The organism is Anaerosacchariphilus hominis, from assembly GCF_014290175.1.
Classification (GTDB): domain Bacteria; phylum Bacillota; class Clostridia; order Lachnospirales; family Lachnospiraceae; genus Laedolimicola; species Laedolimicola hominis.
On the sequence record NZ_JACOOR010000001.1, the window covers coordinates 194,281 to 211,653 of the forward strand.

Annotated in this window: 13 protein-coding genes; all 13 read right to left on the minus strand. The window is 49.9% G+C overall.

Translation table 11 applies throughout. The annotated features are described in order from the left end of the window. Positions 1-28 precede the first annotated feature (28 nt). Positions 29-658, minus strand: coding sequence for a hypothetical protein (locus H8S44_RS00965; protein ID WP_186872906.1), 630 nt, complete (start codon positions 656-658; stop codon positions 29-31). Then, on the minus strand, positions 651-3,125 hold the full coding sequence (locus tag H8S44_RS00970; protein ID WP_186872905.1) for a hypothetical protein: 2,475 nt from the start codon (positions 3,123-3,125) through the stop codon (positions 651-653). Before H8S44_RS00970 ends, H8S44_RS00965 begins: the two co-directional genes overlap by 8 nt. Next, entirely contained in the window at positions 3,122-5,239 is a 2,118-nt protein-coding gene (locus tag H8S44_RS00975; protein WP_186872904.1) for a hypothetical protein, read from the minus strand. The genes H8S44_RS00970 and H8S44_RS00975 overlap by 4 nt, the downstream gene beginning before the upstream one ends. Positions 5,240-5,349: 110 nt before the next feature. Then, on the minus strand, positions 5,350-7,374 hold the full coding sequence (gene ligA / locus H8S44_RS00980) for an NAD-dependent DNA ligase LigA (RefSeq protein ID WP_186872903.1): 2,025 nt from the start codon (positions 7,372-7,374) through the stop codon (positions 5,350-5,352). Beyond that, entirely contained in the window at positions 7,374-7,697 is a 324-nt protein-coding gene (locus H8S44_RS00985) for a hypothetical protein (protein WP_003501931.1), read from the minus strand. The genes ligA and H8S44_RS00985 overlap by 1 nt, the downstream gene beginning before the upstream one ends. Then, positions 7,694-7,951, minus strand: coding sequence for a hypothetical protein (locus H8S44_RS00990; protein WP_186872902.1), 258 nt, complete (start codon positions 7,949-7,951; stop codon positions 7,694-7,696). Before H8S44_RS00990 ends, H8S44_RS00985 begins: the two co-directional genes overlap by 4 nt. A 66-nt stretch (positions 7,952-8,017) precedes the next feature. Beyond that, positions 8,018-10,207 (minus strand): PcfJ domain-containing protein, encoded by a 2,190-nt coding sequence (locus H8S44_RS00995; RefSeq protein ID WP_186872901.1) that lies wholly within the window; start codon positions 10,205-10,207, stop codon positions 8,018-8,020. A 1-nt stretch (position 10,208) separates the two neighbouring features. Further along, positions 10,209-10,751 carry a DUF7666 domain-containing protein gene (locus tag H8S44_RS01000; RefSeq protein WP_117497564.1) on the minus strand — a complete coding sequence of 181 codons (543 nt, stop codon included), beginning with the start codon at positions 10,749-10,751 and terminating at the stop codon, positions 10,209-10,211. 25 nt (positions 10,752-10,776) lie between these two features. Next, complete coding sequence (locus tag H8S44_RS01005; RefSeq protein WP_182439116.1) at positions 10,777-11,697, minus strand: PcfK-like family protein; 921 nt, start codon at positions 11,695-11,697, stop codon at positions 10,777-10,779. Between the two features lie 72 nt (positions 11,698-11,769). Beyond that, a complete protein-coding gene (locus H8S44_RS01010; RefSeq protein WP_025529719.1) occupies positions 11,770-12,018 on the minus strand; it encodes a hypothetical protein in 249 nt (82 codons plus the stop codon). Positions 12,019-12,033: 15 nt separating this feature from the next. Continuing rightward, positions 12,034-13,827, minus strand: a complete 1,794-nt coding sequence (locus H8S44_RS01015; protein WP_118552396.1) for a YodL domain-containing protein — start codon at positions 13,825-13,827, stop codon at positions 12,034-12,036. 42 nt (positions 13,828-13,869) lie between these two features. Beyond that, a complete protein-coding gene (locus tag H8S44_RS01020; RefSeq protein ID WP_186872900.1) occupies positions 13,870-15,027 on the minus strand; it encodes a hypothetical protein in 1,158 nt (385 codons plus the stop codon). Between the two features lie 69 nt (positions 15,028-15,096). After that, a complete protein-coding gene (gene recD2 / locus H8S44_RS01025; RefSeq protein WP_186872899.1) occupies positions 15,097-17,370 on the minus strand; it encodes an SF1B family DNA helicase RecD2 in 2,274 nt (757 codons plus the stop codon). Positions 17,371-17,373: the final 3 nt, after the last annotated feature.

The following is a 17,373-nucleotide window of genomic DNA, read 5'->3' on the forward strand; positions in this document are numbered from 1 at the left end:
CCTGCGGCTCCGTTCTCCTATTAACCTGTTAAGTATGTATCCCGTATTTCGCCGTTTGGATGTTCTCTTCGCCATGCAGAATTACTCCGCCGCAGGTTTTTGCACCCTGTACCATGTAGCCCTCAAAAAAGAAGCTGTAAGGCAGGTAATCATCCGTCAGGACGATGCGTTCGTAGTTGTACCAGTTAAAATGCTGATCCAGAAATTTCCCCAGTTTGTGCCGCAGAATAGGATTCTCCACTACGGCCTTGAGATTTTTCCGGCTGTGAAACTCTAGCTTTGGCCGGTTCTGTTCCGGAATGGACAACAGCCGCCACCGTGTTCTATCAATGGTTTCTCCCTCACCTGCCGCATATGAGCGGAACGGCTCATAAGGCAACCTGACCCGCTCGGTATAACCGGAAACGCTGTCTCTGCCAGCATCCTTCAGCCATGTGAAGGAAAGCTCCAGTACTTTAGCACCGCCTACGGCATTACACAGCCGCAGTTCTGCATAGGAATGGATATCTTTGGTGATTAAGCACTTCTCCTCCTCCAGCCGCTGCAATTCCTTGTTCAAAATAATAAAGTGCTGCGGCGAACAGCCATTTCTGGAACAGGTCTTGAGGGAAATACTATCCCGATCCACATAAACTATTGCCATTGTCCTATTATTCATAATACACCTCATTTCTGCTATTTGCCTCTGCCTGATGCATGGCAGTCTGCATGACCAGGAAGGGGTGCTCTACATACTCCTCTTTTGCTGAGGTATATGCCGCTCCGCCTAAAGAGTCCAGATACTGCCATCCGTTTTTGGATTTTGAGATATACACATAGAACGGTGCAAGCACATACTCATCCCGTTCATAGCAGCCCAGATACCGTCTTGCAAGTACAGCCACAACGCCCAGCTCTGCCGCTTTCTGTGTTGTCAGGGAAACTGCCAGTTTCATTACTTCCTCTTTTTCAACATCATTGAGTCCGAAAGTATAAATGCTCTCCAAAAATAGCACAGCCTTCTCATCGGCAGCAGATTTTCCGGAGTCCGTATTCTCCTGCGACAGATCCGCAAAAGAAAAATCGACGGCAGGCGGTTTTTGAAATGCACCTTTTGTCATGCGGAGACAGGCACGAGCCACCACCGCCTCATCCTTTTTTACAAGGATAATCTTCTTATTCGAGTCAAAGGCAGCTAACAGGCACTCCCTCTGGCTTCCAGTGCGGTAAGACAGACAGGTACTATGAGGAAGTTCACCAAGCCGCAGCGTGTGGTAAAAATCATCCACCTCTTCTGCCCAAAATGCACCTCGCGCCAACGAAAGATTTTTCTTCCAGAGGCTCTCCTGCATCTCGCTGACAGGGTAGCGAATCTCACGCTGCAGGTCACCAGCAAAATATTTGAGTTTATAGAACTGGCCCATCAATTCAGCCTGTACGATCCGTCGCAGCGCTTCAACAGCCAGCTCCTGCCCGTCCAGTTCCCCATAGAGAGCGCGTACCATAGCCGCGCCGCCCTGCAGTAAAAATTCCGTGACAGTCTCCCGGTTCTGCTCCACAAAATCGTCCGAAAATGCCAGTTTTTCTTTTAGATCCAGCCAGTCTGCATCTGTTGTCAGAATATCTTTCCGCACCTGCTTCCAATCCGTCCTTTCCAAAAGAGCCGTCATATTATTGAGGGCAAATACCGCATCCGACTCTGTAGTGAAATCCGGTATGAATGCCTGCAGCTGCGTATAGTGTTGCAGCAGCCCCATGGCAATCCGCCGGGTCAGCCCACAGATATGTCCAAATGAACCCCGATACCATTCGCTAAACGGCCTTTCCAACAGACATTTTCCAAGCTGCTCCAACTCTGCATCTCCTGTATACTGGCTGACCAGATCCCGTTTTATCAGCTGCCGAAGCGTCAGCAAACGCTGATCTATGGAAAGAGGTGTCAGCATAGTGTATAACCGGACATAAACCTCTTTCTGATGCCAAAGCTGATACATTTCCTCAAAGGTGTACTGCTGCCCTTCTTCCAGAAGCGTAAAGAAGCTGTCGCTGCGGTTCACAGAATCGCTGGCTTTCAAATTCTTCAGCGTCAGGGAATTGATGTTGCAGTGCTCACAAAAGCCCGGCTCAAACAATAGAGAGTATCGCCCCAAGGACAGGAACACTTCACTGTTCTGATCCACCAATTCTAAAAAATGCTTTTTTCTATGTTCCACCGCATAAATGAGAATTGAAAACTGGAATTGCCGGACAGCATTAAAATCCAGATGGAGCCTGCCGGCATACAGAGCATTCAGATAACTCAGTTGGTTGCATAAAATTTCTTCCCTCTGTTCCTTGCTCAAAGGATGTGGCTGGGAGATAAACCAGTTGAGGTCATATTGTCCGGCATGGTTGTCCAGCCAGAGGTCAAAAAAAGCAGACAAATCCTCTGCGTCATATTCAAATACAGCCAACAGCCGGCGGAATTTTCCCACATCGGTCATTTTCATCCACCGGAGATCTTTCAGGCGCTCTACTGACAGAAACAGCCGCACGCCATACCGATAAAGCAAGATGCAGACTCTCTGGAGCGGACAATTCTGTTCCAACAGTTCCAGAGCTTTCCGTTCATTTTGATGCCAGCAAAAAAGATACGAACCAAGAAACGGCTGCCGCATCATATCCCGCTGGTGCTCCGTCAGCATGGAAAGTCCCTTCCACTCCGCAATGGGAAAAGTCTGCAGGTTATCCAATATGACCTGCTCCTCTTCTTCATACATCACAAAGGGAAAATAGTATTTCAGGTATTCAAACCGCAGGGAAGGCAACAGTTCCAATTTCATGACTGCCAGCACCTGCTCTTGGGGATACGCTGTCAGTCTCTCTCCATACCCGTCTGCCGACTCTAAGGCTGAAGCAATTTCTTCATCGCCAATCTCCTGCCTGCACAACGTACCATAGAGCGCTGCAAAGTCCGGCACCCGAACCAGTTCTTCCTGTATCCGCTTTGTCTTTCGGATGTGCAGCCGTTCCTGTAATTGAAGTGTCTCCACCTGTCCACATGCCTGCGCTATGGCATCCTCTGAAAAGCTGCCTGTAAGCGTCGGAAGCAATCCGTCATCTTTCATTCTGGTCAATAGGGTCAGATGTTTTAATATATTTCTCATGCTGCTTCACCTCCGATCATTGTCAGTACCATATTCAAAATCTCATGCCTTGGCCGGGGTTCAGACTCTACCAGTTCACCACACAGCTCAAAAAAGGCGTGTGCATCTTTGGCATCCATTGTCTGCACACAACCGGCGGGCCATTCCACCAGCTTGTCAAACGCCATATTCAGCACCTCGTTCTTCTCGTCCTGATGATAATATCCCCCAATGAATTTAACCAGAGATTCGGCGCTGCCGTTATAAAGTTGCTGCAGCTTTTCCCGTTTCTGTATGGTCCGTTTTTTCTGCTCCAGTCGTTTTTCCTGCTTCTTTCTCTCAGCTTCGGCTCTGCGCTCATCCTCCAACTCTTCCTTGGAATAGAATGTTTCCTTCAGCCGGTTGATTTCATAGCCGTTATACTCGCTGTGGAGCAAAAACTGCCGCAACACCGCTGCCAGCGCTTTTTTATCATAAAGGCGTTGGATCTCCGGTGCTTTTAAGGCACTTAAAACGAAGTCCTCATATTTTTCCGGCTCAGTCTGGAAAACTGAACGCTCCACCCAGTCATAGAGCTGTCGATGCTGCTCTGCAGATAGGAATGGACGGCTGATGTATGTTTTATATTCCCTTCTGCTGTAATACCCCTCACTCCTGACAAAGCATTCGTGAAAGTAAAACCGCTCGCCAAAAATCGTTTGAAGTTGGGAAAAAGTGTACTCAGCCAGTAGCCTCTCTACAAACCGGAAACACCTCCAACTTGAAATTCTCAGGGCATACTCCCGCAGCAGTTTCAGCTGTGGCGCGTGTTCGCCATTATCCTTATGCTGCTCAAAAAACTCCCATAAATCAATTTCCTTCTTTTCCACCAGAAAGGCAAACGCCCGTCTGCTGTTCGTATGCCTGCTCCCGAAATATTCTCCATAGTCAGCTCCGGTCAGTTCCTGATATCTGGAAAGCCACTGTTGCAAAGGGATCGTCTGCCTGGAATGCAGCATCTGCAGGGTAAACAACTCCATATAGTTATCCCGCTCCAACTCCTTCGCCAGATCATCGTACTGAGGATCAAACACATCAAATCGGTACGGAAAATCCTTCTGTATCGTTTGATTCATCCATAACAGTGTTTTCGGTGCTGTGGGGTTCAAACCATATTGAACCGCTTCCCAGAGCCCCTGAAATCCTTCGTACTTGACCGTAAAGCTGTTATAGAACCGAAACAGCCAGCCAAGATACTCGTAAAATTCTTCCGAAAGATCCTTTGGAGCATTCAGAAGCATCCGCCCACACGCTGTTGCGATTTTCTCGGCAGTGATGCCCTTGGAACTCAACCGGTCCGGCAGCCTGTCCGCCCATACAGCGAGAGAGTTTGCCAAAATGATTTCATCGCAGCGATACCCTGCTTTAGTCAAAACCGAAAATTCGCGGCTGTCGGGCTTCATATTCATATACGGCAGTTTCATCAGCGTGCGCAGCACCAGGTCGGCTTTCCCGCGGTATTTCTTTGCCTGCTCTGCATAGAACCGGATGAACCATTCCAGCACACCAAAATCATATACCAGTGAAAGTGTCCGATTTTGTGTGAATAGATGACTGAGTTGGGTATGCATCACCTCATAGCCGCGTTCCCTATCATCAAATAACGACAGTATAAACAGGGCTTCTTCCGTTCTCGTACACTCCCTTTCTGCCAGTTTCTCCAACAGGGCATGGCGCTGTGCCGCATCTGTTTCCAAAAGATACAGAGCGCCCTGCAGGTACACATCTTCTCCGGCAGACCGCCGCAATTTCTGGAGGAATGCTCCCCGCTGATTGCCCACAAACATATTGTCAGACTGGATCGCACAGGTATTTCCCAGCGCCAGGGCCAGAGCGCGGAGAACTCGGACATCATTGCCCAGTTTTTCCTCAAACCGCTCCAACACCTCGCCAGGATAACGCAGATGATATGGTTCAAAATAGCCGGACACATCCGTTTCCACCTGCCATATCTGCATCGCCCTTGTTTGTCGGTAAGTCCTTCTCGCCGTATCGTCCTGAGAAGTCTGTACTACCAATTCGGCAAAGGCATGGTAAAGCTCCAAATCAATAGCCCTCTGATATACCCGGTAAACCGGTATCCTGTCGATATGCATTAAAATCCCTCCTACCTGAAATCTTCCATAAAAGATATGGGGAGAGAGCCGCAACATGGCTCTCTCCCCATTGATCAACTGACAGCATACCGATGGTATGCTATATTTTCTTACTCAGCGCCGGCCATGCTAAAGAACTCCGCAGGTGACAGTACCGTAACGCCCAAATCCCTGGCCTTGGACAACTTGCTGCCGGCATTTTCGCCGCAGACCAGATAATCCGTCTTCTTGGACACCGAGCTGCCGGCATGGGCTCCCAGTGATTCGATCAGGTCATTGATTCCGTCCCGGGTGTAGGGTTCCACCTTGCCGGTAACTACGATAGTCTTTCCTACAAAGGGATTATCCTGCACCCTGTTTTCGCTGTGTTCTGCCACAGCAGGCTTTTGAATACTCATCATAGTCTGTAACTCCTCCCAAATACAAAAATTATCTTCTACACAGAACCAGTCGTGGATATTGTTATGCAATGTCTCCCCGAAATCCGGAAGCTGCCGGAAATCATAGCCACCATAGACCGCATCCCGAAACTCATCCAAATCATAGTGGAACACACGACCTAATACCTTGCTGGCAGTGTTACCGATCATAGGGATGTCCATAGAAATCAGATACCGCTCAAAGGTGGTGTTTCGGCTCTGTTGGATAGCGTCCCAAAGGCGCTGCCAGGACTTTTCACCAAACCCATCCATGCGGACGATTTCAGCCCGGTAACGATCCAGACGGTAAATATCCAGATAACTATGGATAAATCCCTGACCGATGAATTTTTCCAATGTAGCCTCCGACAGCCCTTCAATGTCCATTGCCTTCTGGCTGACAAAATGGACGAACTTTTTCAGCCGACGTGTCTCGCAGTCAGGGTTATCACAGTACAGCGTCTTGATGATGCGATCCTCGCCATTTTCGCCCTTTCCACTTGATTCATGGATGCGGGTAGGCTGTCCACAGCAGGGACAAACATGGGGAATCGTATCCACCATAGAGAAGCCGCCTCTGTCCAGATTTTCCTCCACGTGGGGGATGATCATGTTTCGTTTGCTTACCAGAATCCGGTTTCCAGCCATCAGTTCCAGATCCTCAATAAAGGACAGGTTGTGCAGACTGGCCCTGCTGACCTCACAGCCATCGATTTCCACCGGCGTAAATACTGCTACCGGAGCAATCTCTCCGGTTCTGCCCGGCGTCCATTCGATGTACTGCAGCAGGCTCTCATGCAGGTCATCTTCAAACTTATAGGCCAGACCGTCCTTATAGTGATGTCCGGTGCGGCCGCAGCTCTGGGCATAGGCGATGTCGTTAAACGAAACCACGATACCGTCAATGGGGATATCTTTGTCAGTGGCATATTGCCGCAGCTGATAGATACCGGCTTCCACATTTTCCAGCGTCAGTTTCTGCTTTGTGACCAGATACTTACAGGGCTGGAACCCCAACGCACGCAGTTCCCGTAGCTTATCTGATTTCCGGGTCAGGTGCGGAAAGCCCTCCAGCACACCAAACGGCATGAAAACCAGCCGACGCTCCCGGCATGTCTTGGCATCCATCAGACGAATGGAACCAGCAGCCAGATTGCGGCCGTTTTTATAGGGCTTACCGCTGCTGTCCTGCAGGCTGGTCTTCAGTTCCTCAAAATCACTGGGTCTGATAAAGCCCTCGCCCGTCACAACCAGTCTCTCTTTGTAGGTGATGTGGGAAGGGATACCGCTGATGGCTCGGGTGTTATGGGTAATGATCTCCCCTTCGTCACCATCGCCACGGGTAGCCGCCTCCAGAAGTTCTCCATTCTCATAGGTCAACTTTACAGTCAAGCCATCCAGTTTGAGCATCAGCATCACCTGCTGCTCACCCATGAAATTCAGAAGATCCATACTGCTCTTCGTCTTATCCAAAGACAGCAGCGGGATCTCATGTCTGGTTTTCTCCAGCCTGCTTACCGCAGGATAGCCTACTGTCTGGGTTGGCGAATTTGCCATTTGGATTCCCGTTTCCTGTTCCAACTCTTTCAACTCGTCAAAGAGTCTGTCATAGACCTCATCTGACACACTGGGAGCGTTGCGGTTATAATACTCATCCCGATAACGGTTGAGCCGGTCATTCAAGTCTCTCTGCTTTTCAAAAATATTCTGTTCCATTATGCTGCCTCCTTTTCAAGTACCCGGAAGGACATAACCAGTTCTTCTTCCGTATGCTTCTGTTCACTGTCGAAAACACTGCAAACACCGTCTGCAAACTGCCAGTGGGCGGCTCTGCCCCACCAAAGGATCGGGCCGCGGCCGCCGTTGCCTCTGTTGGCAGACGCATCTGGCTGATTCGCTACGGTACTATAAAAGCCCTGCGTGTTTACCAGCGTAATGTTCCGTATCTGCCCAATACATTCCGGCCGGCAGTGATCCAATATCTCCAACTGTGTCCCTTCCCGAAGTGTCCTGCGCAGCTGATTCAGGTTTTTGATCATGCGATTTTCTCCTTTCCCCGCCCCACAGAGCAATTCTGCTGTGCGGTATGCAGCCCATTTCTGCCGGCTGCATACTTGCCAAAATTCAATTCATGGACAATACGCTGAATGGCGTCATCATCGTCCCACGCTGCGTGAAGCGTATTCCGCTCTGGCCCGGCTCCCACATGGACACATACCTTTTCACTGCCAACCTGCAGCAGCACATCCTGTCGCCTGGCGCAAACCACTGCCAGATTTCCAATTTGTTTCATGCTCTGCTCCTTCCTTCTTCATCAATGACCGGACGCCCTCAAGGATGCCCGGCCATTCTCATTTTGTCACGCTGCAGCAGCCAATGCCGGAGACTGGATGCTATCCGTGTTTTCCATCAGGTCTGCCATCAGCACATCCGCCAAAAGCCTTCCTGCCAAATGGCCGGTATGAATGATGACCCGATCCTTCTTCAACTGGATAAACTCCTTCTCACGAAGAATCCGACTTTCCGCAGCCAGTTTCAAATCACGACCTGTAAGACGCTCTGCAATAACTTTTTGCCATCTGCGAAGAAAGTCAGTTGCTTGCTCAATATCCTCATGCTGACGGTCAAATAGTGTACGCTTCTGACGCACTGTGCCATCTGGTTCGATCTCCAATGTGTAATAGGGATCTTCCGGTTCGTCGGTTCGGCGCAAGAACAGAATAAAGCTCTCACGACGCTCCATGCGCTCATAATATCGCTCACCACTGCCATCGTTGCCAACACAATGATGAAGCATTCGCCCCTCTTTGATGATCGCAAAAATGTTTTCCGGAGCAACAACCATGTATTCCTCCTCAGCATAGGTATATTTCTTCTGAAGTTCTCTGCAAATGCCATCAACATTGGGATATTTTTCTGCCATTTTCTCTGCCTGAAGTTCCAGACTTCCGGCTTCACACTGAATTACCAGTTCATCATGTCTCTGACGCAGCTTGCGCACGCGATAAATAATTTCATCACTGGTATCGATGTGCAGGCGCTGTGCCATAGCCATATAGTCCTGCCAAGCGATTAACGCCTGTCGGCAGCTGCCATCAAAATACTTCTTTTGCTTTTGCAGGTAATTACGTATCTGCAGCGGGCTCATGCGATCCACAATAAATAAAATATCCTTGGCTCGAATTTTATGGATACGGAACCACCGAAGCAATTCATTGGTAATGGGTTTTCCCCTTTTCTTTTCAACCTGCAGCCATCCTAAATCTTCTGTATCTCCATCCATCTGCCGCAAACGATTGAATCCCTGAGAATCCAGACCCAATGCGCGAATCAGCCTTGGAGCCTCCGGGTACAAAATCATTTGCCGCACTACATCACAGTTCTTAAAACATTCCTTCGTCAATTTTGATAAGCCGGATTTCCATATTTGCTCCATCTGGGGAAGCCGGCGCCAAACTGCCAGATAACTTTCCGGATCGATGCTTTTCTGTTTCCGAATCCATTGCACAAGACCGGTACAGCGAAGCTCATGCTTTTCAAGATGAGGCAGAGTCTTACCATAGACACGGCCATTTTCTGCACCATGCCAGTCATAAGAACAGGGGCTACAAGAAATCCAGCGCATATTACGCTGCTTATACATCCCCCAGTAATAACTTCTGGGTTTTAGTTCTCTGTCATAGATGGTACGCCGGATTTCCTGGCAATAAAGCTTGGAATTTGGAAGGCTTTCTTTTCTGTATGTCCGGTCAGCCTGAAATTCACGAACTACAAAGCCGTCCTTGCATCGCTGGATCAGGTAAGCAAAATATTTTTCTGTCTGCATGTACCCCGCCCGGCCATATGCTTTGAATACCACCGGATGGCGGCAGCAACTGCAGTAACCTTCCTGATTGTGGTGAGGATGCCCTTTAATCGGCACTTCCTTTTCACAATAGGTACAGTACCCTGTTTTTGCACCGCCTTTTTTGTAATGGTAGTAGATGTAGTTCTGCTGGATGGCGACCTTATTCACCCAGCGGTTCCAGTCCTTTGGAAGTTCCGGCACCTGCTCCAGATCTTTATCCCATGGGTCGGTTTCCAGCCGATGTCGCTGCACCAGCTGTTCGTCACGGACAGCCCTCTGGAACTGCAGGATCGCACTTGCTCCTCTTTTATCATTGTCTAAATATGTCTGTATAACTGCTGCTTCTTCCTCGCTGACCCAGCTGCTTTTTGCATACCAGTGTTTCCAGTCCAGTCGGTCCAGTTTGGCCTCGCTCCATTTCTGGTTCAAGCAGTCATAGGTGGTAAACTGCCGATTCTCTTTATCCAGATACACCTCGTAGACCGGATTATTTCCGTCCAAACGCAGGTAGTCCGGAAAAAAGAGTGCGGCTTTCAAAATTCCAGCCTGCACGACACAACGCAGATAAACGTAATAATCACAAACCTCCGTGACATAGCCATATTTCGTTTTTTCTTTTCTCGGCATATCCGAAGCGGCAATCTGCTTCATTTCTTCTGTTGCTGTCAGCTTGGGAAATGCCATCAGGGCTCGTTTTTTCATCTCAATTCACCGTCCTTCTTGTCAAATCCACGCCATACCACACATCCGGCATCAACGTGATTCCATCAACTCGCCCTACAGCAACCTGTACGATAGCTTCGGAATCCGGAGCTTCCTTCGCAAAAGCAAGGATGTCTCCCAGTCTGCCGGTGGCAACGGGGTCTTTCCCCCGTACCACCGCATAACCGCAGTTCGCCATTGCCCGGTTGGCTGCCACATGGGAACTCCACACCCTGCGCGGGTGATCTACCATGTAGGCCAAACCATGTAAAAACAGCTCCTCTTTGGTTAGCCGCTTAATCACAGTCAACTCCGTACAGGCGATTTTGGAGTCATGCTCATCTTCATCGATGTCGCCGCCGGCGTTGACAATATAATATTCCGAATGCTCCAGGCTGGAATAATAGCTAAGGCAGTCGAGCGGATTTTCCGCGCAGTGAAATCCATTTTCCCTGCAATTTGCTTTTTCAGTCGTATTGAGCCCCATCACAAACTGATAGCCACGGCATATCAGCCCGGGGCGAAAACCCTTATAAGCAATCATTCTGCATTTTTCCTCCTTTGCCGGCTCAGCCTGCCTTTGCCATCCCAAAATCCAGAAGCGACATCTGCCCATCCTGAGAAGGCTTTTTTTCCTCCTGCTTGGGTGCCGCCTTGGGTTCCGTCTTTTTCTTCTCTGCCGCCTTCTTGGGTTTGCTCTTTGCAGAGGACTTCCCAGCATACGGCTTGGGAACAAACTTCTCCTCATCCTCATGGTCTTCCTTGGCATCAGGGTCACGGAAATAATCTTCCGCCCACTGATAGCACATATCATCCGGCACATCGCAGCCATATGTCTGCTGTCCGGGACCAGGGCGGGTTCCGCTTGCTTTTAGTTCATCCTGCACATAATCCCATGCCTTTCGGTTGATGTACTGGAAACAGCGGATCATGTTCTTTTTCGGATGCATCGTCAGACGGGCAAACGCCGTATCTTCCATACAGAGCATCTGGATATGCTCGGACACACATTCCTTCATATTTCGCCGTGTCAGTTTTTCTACATCGGTACTCACCCTCTGGGTAGAGGCCGCGATTACTTCTTCATCACTCATCGCTTCCAGACGGGCGATTTGCTCCTGCTCCGCGGCTTTCTTCGCCTGCTGTTTGGCGTCAAATTCCGCTTTGCGCTGGGCTTCAGCCGCCTCATGCTCCGCACGCTTTTTTTCTTCATCTTCTGCGGCGGGCGGTTGTGCCGAATTCCCCTCCTCAGCAGACTTCTCTTCCCCAGCAGGCGCTACTTCATCCGCAGGTTCCTCCTCTGCATCAGCCAAAGCAGTCTCACCGGCAGAAACCGAAGCCGCCGATACTGGGACAGTGTCTGTACCTACAGGCGGCACAGGCAAAGATTCCATCTCCTCCAGCTCAAAGGCTTCATCATCCTCAAAGGCTGCAGACGAATCGAACATACTGTTTTGCTGCTCCATTGCTATTTCTGAAAAAACACCCATTGTAAAATCTCCTTTCGCAAAAAATGGCATGGAGTAGGCCGTTATGACCCTTTCCATGCCATTGTGTGTTGCTCACAGCACATATAAAAGTGTGCTGAAGCTGTCAAAACAGTAGCAGACCACGCCAGTATACTGCCTTGACCATTCCTTGATTTTGTCCTGCACCTCCTGCGCAGTCTTTTGATTGCTCATGTTCCAGGGTGGAGGTACCGTTACGGTAAAGTAGCCATTCTCCAGACAACTTCTGACATCTGCCGGAAGATTGGAGCACTGCTCATACAGTGCTGTAATCTGGCTTTTCTTCTTTTCTGCAATACGCATCTGACCCCTATCCCTTCATTCCTGTTTTTGAGCAGGCTCCGGAAGTCTTTTACACAAGAATGGGGAGAAGCGTACCGGCGCAAAATCCCGGCAGTCATTCACATAGAAGTATGTGCGTTTGCCTTGGCAGTCCAGTTCCACCACATCAGATGGAGCCAACGGACGGCCTCTGTAATCTTCCGGCAAATGCTCATTAAAGTCCAGGAACAGGCGCCCCAGCACTTCCATGTCATTCTGCCCCTTTGGGCAACAGACCTCTGCGCTCCATACCGTCTGATAGGCGGCGGCAGGCGGCTGTTCATATCCAGCTTTACGCAGTGCATCCAGTTGCTTGAACGCGAAAGGTACCGTCTGTGTCTCACCCAGGCAAAGCTGGTAAATGCAAAATCTCCGGAAAACTCTCTGGCTGTCCAGAATATCCTTCAGCGCCCGATTGCCCTGAGCAAGAAATATCTGATACTCTTCCTTTGTCAGCCCCAGATACTCTGTCAGATCCAAATCTTTCTCCGCTCTGGTGTGCCAAAGCTCGACGCAGCCATCTATATAGGTAAAATCACACTTACCGCACAGATATTGCTGCTTAAAATTCATTCTCTGCACCTCCTTTTCCTTCTGTTCTTTCTCCCGAAGGGCAAGCTGCCAATCATCAAACCCTTTATAATTCGGATTCCAGGTCAGCCGACGACATGCCATTCCATTTTTTCGGGCCATCAGATAGATCTTAGATGCCCCATTAGAGGTCATTTGGTTACTGTACTTATCCATATCATGAGCCTCAATGATCTCCTCAGTGCCATTCTGTGCCAACAGTGCAAACAGCGTATCCAACTGGCTTGTGTTGTTTGCGCCGGCAATCGCCGCAAAAGTCCGGTTTGTCAGGCAGTGTGAGATGTCTGCTTTCAGCAGTCCCTCAATGACATAGACCACTCGAGCAGATGGATGGCCGATAAAATGTACCGGGCTCCCGGATGTGACGCCCATATTTTTGGACGAGGACGAAAACCAGATGTATTTGGCTCCTGACTTATCCGGTGGATCATCTTTTTGCTTGAGCGGACTATCCAAAAGTATCTGCAGGCCATGTATCATACCGTCGTATCCCACAGCCGGAATCAAAATCCCTGCGTTTTTTCGGTAGAAGTTCATGGTCCAGCGCCCGCTGTCATCCAGATAAAAGCCGGGCACCCCCTCCACCTTGCATCCCTGTTTCATCAGCCGCTCGGTAATGGAGCGGCAAAGGAATGGGGGTGGAGTGCTCTTGAACCCAATCCGGTCGATCTGTTCATCCGACAGTCCCCGTTTTGGGGAGTGCAGATGGTTGCGGTGGGCAGGCTGAAGAGGCAGCATAGCGAGCAGCAGCGAAAGCGTTTGATGAATTTCCTGTCCGCTGGCCCGTTCTGCTTGCTGCACTGTTTTTAGTTCGCCCCTCCTCTCATATCCGGCAAAGTCGGTCTGAGTCCCCGAAACCGGGGACCCAGTGCCAGCCTGCTGGTTTCCTGCCATCTCATATCCAGAGTTCGGCCGTTCCCTGTGAAAATCGTTGCACAGGGCTTCTCCTATCTCCCAATACGCATCGGATGTAGTCGTATTGTTTAGCCGCGCATAAAGCGCAAGCATACCGCCATGCTCATCACAATAATTGCACCGCCAGACATTTTTGACGAAATTCACATTCATCTTGCCGCGGCGGTCACCACAAAACGGGCAATCCACATATACACTGTTTGCCTGTCGGCGTCTGATTCGTAGATGTAGAAGTTCCACTACATCCATAATACCGAACGGAAAATCTCCTGGATATGAGTCCATCTGTTCTCCCTCCCTTCTTGCCCCCATAGATGGGGCTGCTTATCATCCGGCTTTCTGTGCGGCCATACCATCGAGCATGATCTGCGCCGCAGCACGAACGATATTGTTGGTGCTCTTGTTGCCTGGGGTGAGGTAGAATTTCAGACTCACCGGACGCTCCTTGGCAACTGTTGCCATGGTCTTTCCTTTGCTCAGACCACTATCCACCACCACATTCTGCGCTTCTTCAAAGGTCATTACCTTCAAGATGTCTTCTACCGGAGTGCTCTCCGTATAAGAAGGCGCCACAGGCTGATCGGGTGCTTCCTGTTGGACAACAGGCGCCACAGGCAGTTCTTCCGGTTCATCCGATTGGAATACGGAGGCGGCCGGCTGCTCAGACGCATCATCCTGTTTTGGACTGCTATCCAATGTAACCTCGCGGCTCGGTACCGGCAGCTCCATATTGGGAGCATTCTCCTCTACCTTGCCGGCAGGCAGTGTATCCATATTCTCCTTCTCTTCTGCAACCATCTGTTGGACAACTGGCTGTACCGGAGAAACCGGGGGCTGTTCATTCTGAACCGGCTTTGCCGCAGGTTTCTGAATAGGCGCCGGACGAGCAGGAGCATTACGGCCCTCTACGGCGTTCTGAGGCGCTCTTTTCGGCCGGGCATGAACTTCCCCGCCAGATTGCCGCAGCGCCGCTCCAGGGGCTTCTACGGGCCTCTGCGCCGCATTTGGCATCGGTTGCTGGATAGGAGCCGTCCCGGAAAGCGGAATACTGCTTCCAAACACCTTGCCCGTACTGTCAACAGCGACATCGGCAAACTGCAGACCGAAACCGGCATCCGACAGCGCAGCACTCAATGCCTCATCCTGGGCAGCCTGTACATAGTCGGTACCTTCTTCTGCACTGTGTTGCGAGATGTAATTACTGATAGGCTCTGCATCACTGCGGTCCAGATAAACTCTGGCCTCCATAATCGCAAGCTGTTCCGTGATCCGCAGAGTAGTCAGTTTCATGCGGCCCTGGGGGTGACGCAGGCGAAACCACAGCTTCTGATAGGGCAATTCCAACTGCAGCATTTCCTCATTGGTTTTTCTGGACACCTTATGGCGCAGAAATTTGAGCGGGTCAAAGCCCGGCACCTTGTTCAGTTCTGCCACTGCCGGAATTGTTTTGTACATCATAGGCATCGGATTACTTTTTTCGTTCATGTTGGAAACTCCTTTCTGACATAAAAATAGGAGACGCCAAGTGCCATTTCTGCACCTGACCTCTCTTTTTTAACTTGCGTTCTTTAATTGTTCTTCCAACGCAGCCGGAATGGGGATACCGGCTTTCTTTGCGTAGGCTTTGAAATACATCTGAATACGCATACCCAGCAGCGTATTCCGCTTGCCGATCTCATTACGATGGATTGCCATAAACAATACCTGTTTCTGCCCAATCAGCACCACCCGCTTTTTGGCACGCGTGATTCCGGTGTAGAGCAGATTACGGTACATCATGATGGTGTGCGCTTTGAGCAGCGGCATAATAACGATCTCATACTCAGAGCCCATAGCCTTGTGGATCGTAGTAGCATAAGCCAGATCCACATTGCTCAAATCATCTACGCCGTATTCCAGTGTTCTGCCAGCGCCAAAATCCATGCCGATTTTTTTACCCTGGTCAGTGTCCTTAATATACCGGATGAAGCCCAGATCTCCATTAGAGACCTTTTCTGTGTTCTTGGTCTGCATGATGCGGTCATTGACCCGGAATATCTTGGGGCCGAACTTGATTTCCTCCTCCGCAGAGCGGAATGGGTTGACCAATTCACGAATGGTCTCATTCAGCTGTTCCGACGACGCGGCGCCTTCTGAACGGAAAGGTGAAAGAATCTGCACATTCTCAATGCCACTCTCCTGTATCTCCAAACAATACCGTTCTGTAATCTTTTCAGCGGTATCTTCCTGACTATCACCAGACACGAAAACAAAGTCCGGTCCGTAAAACAGTTTGGTATTGCCCTCGTTGATAAATTTGGCATTATAGGCAATCAGACTATCCTTCGACTGACGGAAAATCTGATCCAGCACCGTTACTGGGACGATTTTGGTTTCGATGATTTCACGAAACACATTTCCGGCTCCTACGCTCGGAAGCTGATCTGGGTCGCCTACCAGTACGATTCTGGCATTTATCTTCATGCGTTCAAAAAATTTCTCAGCAAGCCACATATCCACCATGGAAAACTCATCCACAATGATTAAATCGGCCGACAGTGGCTCTGACTTTCTGTTCCGGCTACCCTCATCCTCTTCACTGGTCAGTCCCAGACCACTGTGTAATGTTCGGGCATCCTCAAAGCCGGTACTCTCCGACATCCTGCGGCTTGCCCGACCGGTAGGCGCCATAAGAGCAATTTTGCCATCAGGGTGCAGCCGCCGGTAAACCTCAAGTATCGTCCGCAGCACTGTTGTTTTACCAGTACCAGGAGAACCCGTAATCACTGACAAGCCATGCCTAAATGCTGCATAGACCGCAGCCTCCTGCTGTGCAGACAGGCGCAGTCCCATTTCAACCTTGACCTGTTCCAGCACCGGCGCAATATGCTCTACTGGCATCTGGGTGACCAGACGCTGGGCGATCCGGCGCGCCGTTTCGTCCTCTTGGGCAAACACTCTGGGAAGATAGATATTATCCTTCACGGAAACAATTGCTCCATTCAGGATCATTTCCTGCATCATATCCCTGACTTCCTGCTGATGCAGGCGAAGCTCCGGTACAGGTATCTTCTCATTGAGCAGTTTCAGCGCTGATTTCTCCAGTTCTTCAGAACTGATGTACAGATGGCCTCGTTTACTCTTGCCCTCATCCAGCGCACAAAAGACAGCCCCTTTGATACGCATAGAGTCATGGAGATTGCCCCCGCTCTTTTGTACGATTGCATCTACCCGCCGAAATCCAAAGCCGGAGATCTGGCAAAGCTCAAATGGGCTCTTTTCCAAAATCTCTACGCTGGTCGGGCCGAAATATTGATATATTTTCAATGCCGTCTTGGGAGTAATCTTAAACGGTGCCAGCAAGGTCATAATTCCTTGGAGCATACGGTTTTCTGCATAAGAAGCTTTGATGTCCTCCAATTTACTTTCCGTAATGCCCCGGATCTCCAACAGCCGCTCCGGCTGGTGTTCCAGAATATCCAGTGTGTCCACACCGAACCGCTCCACAATGTCTGCGGCAGTTTTGGGACCAATCCCTTTGATAAGCCCGGAGGCAAGGTAGCCCTCTACGCCGTTTTTTGTTCTGGGCACAATTTCACGCCACTGCTCCACCTGGAGCTGGACACCATACTTGCCCTTTGTCCATTCACCATCCAGTTCCAACTCTACCGCATCTGTCCGTGGAATCTCATACCCCACAGCTGTAAAGCGAATCAAATGGTCTTTGTACCGCCTGTTTGACCTGGCCTCGGCTGGCACGCTCTGATCTGCGGTTTTTACACTGACGATACAAAACTTATTGGCAGGATTATAAAAAATCGTCCCGTCGTAGGTACCAATACAATTCATCCT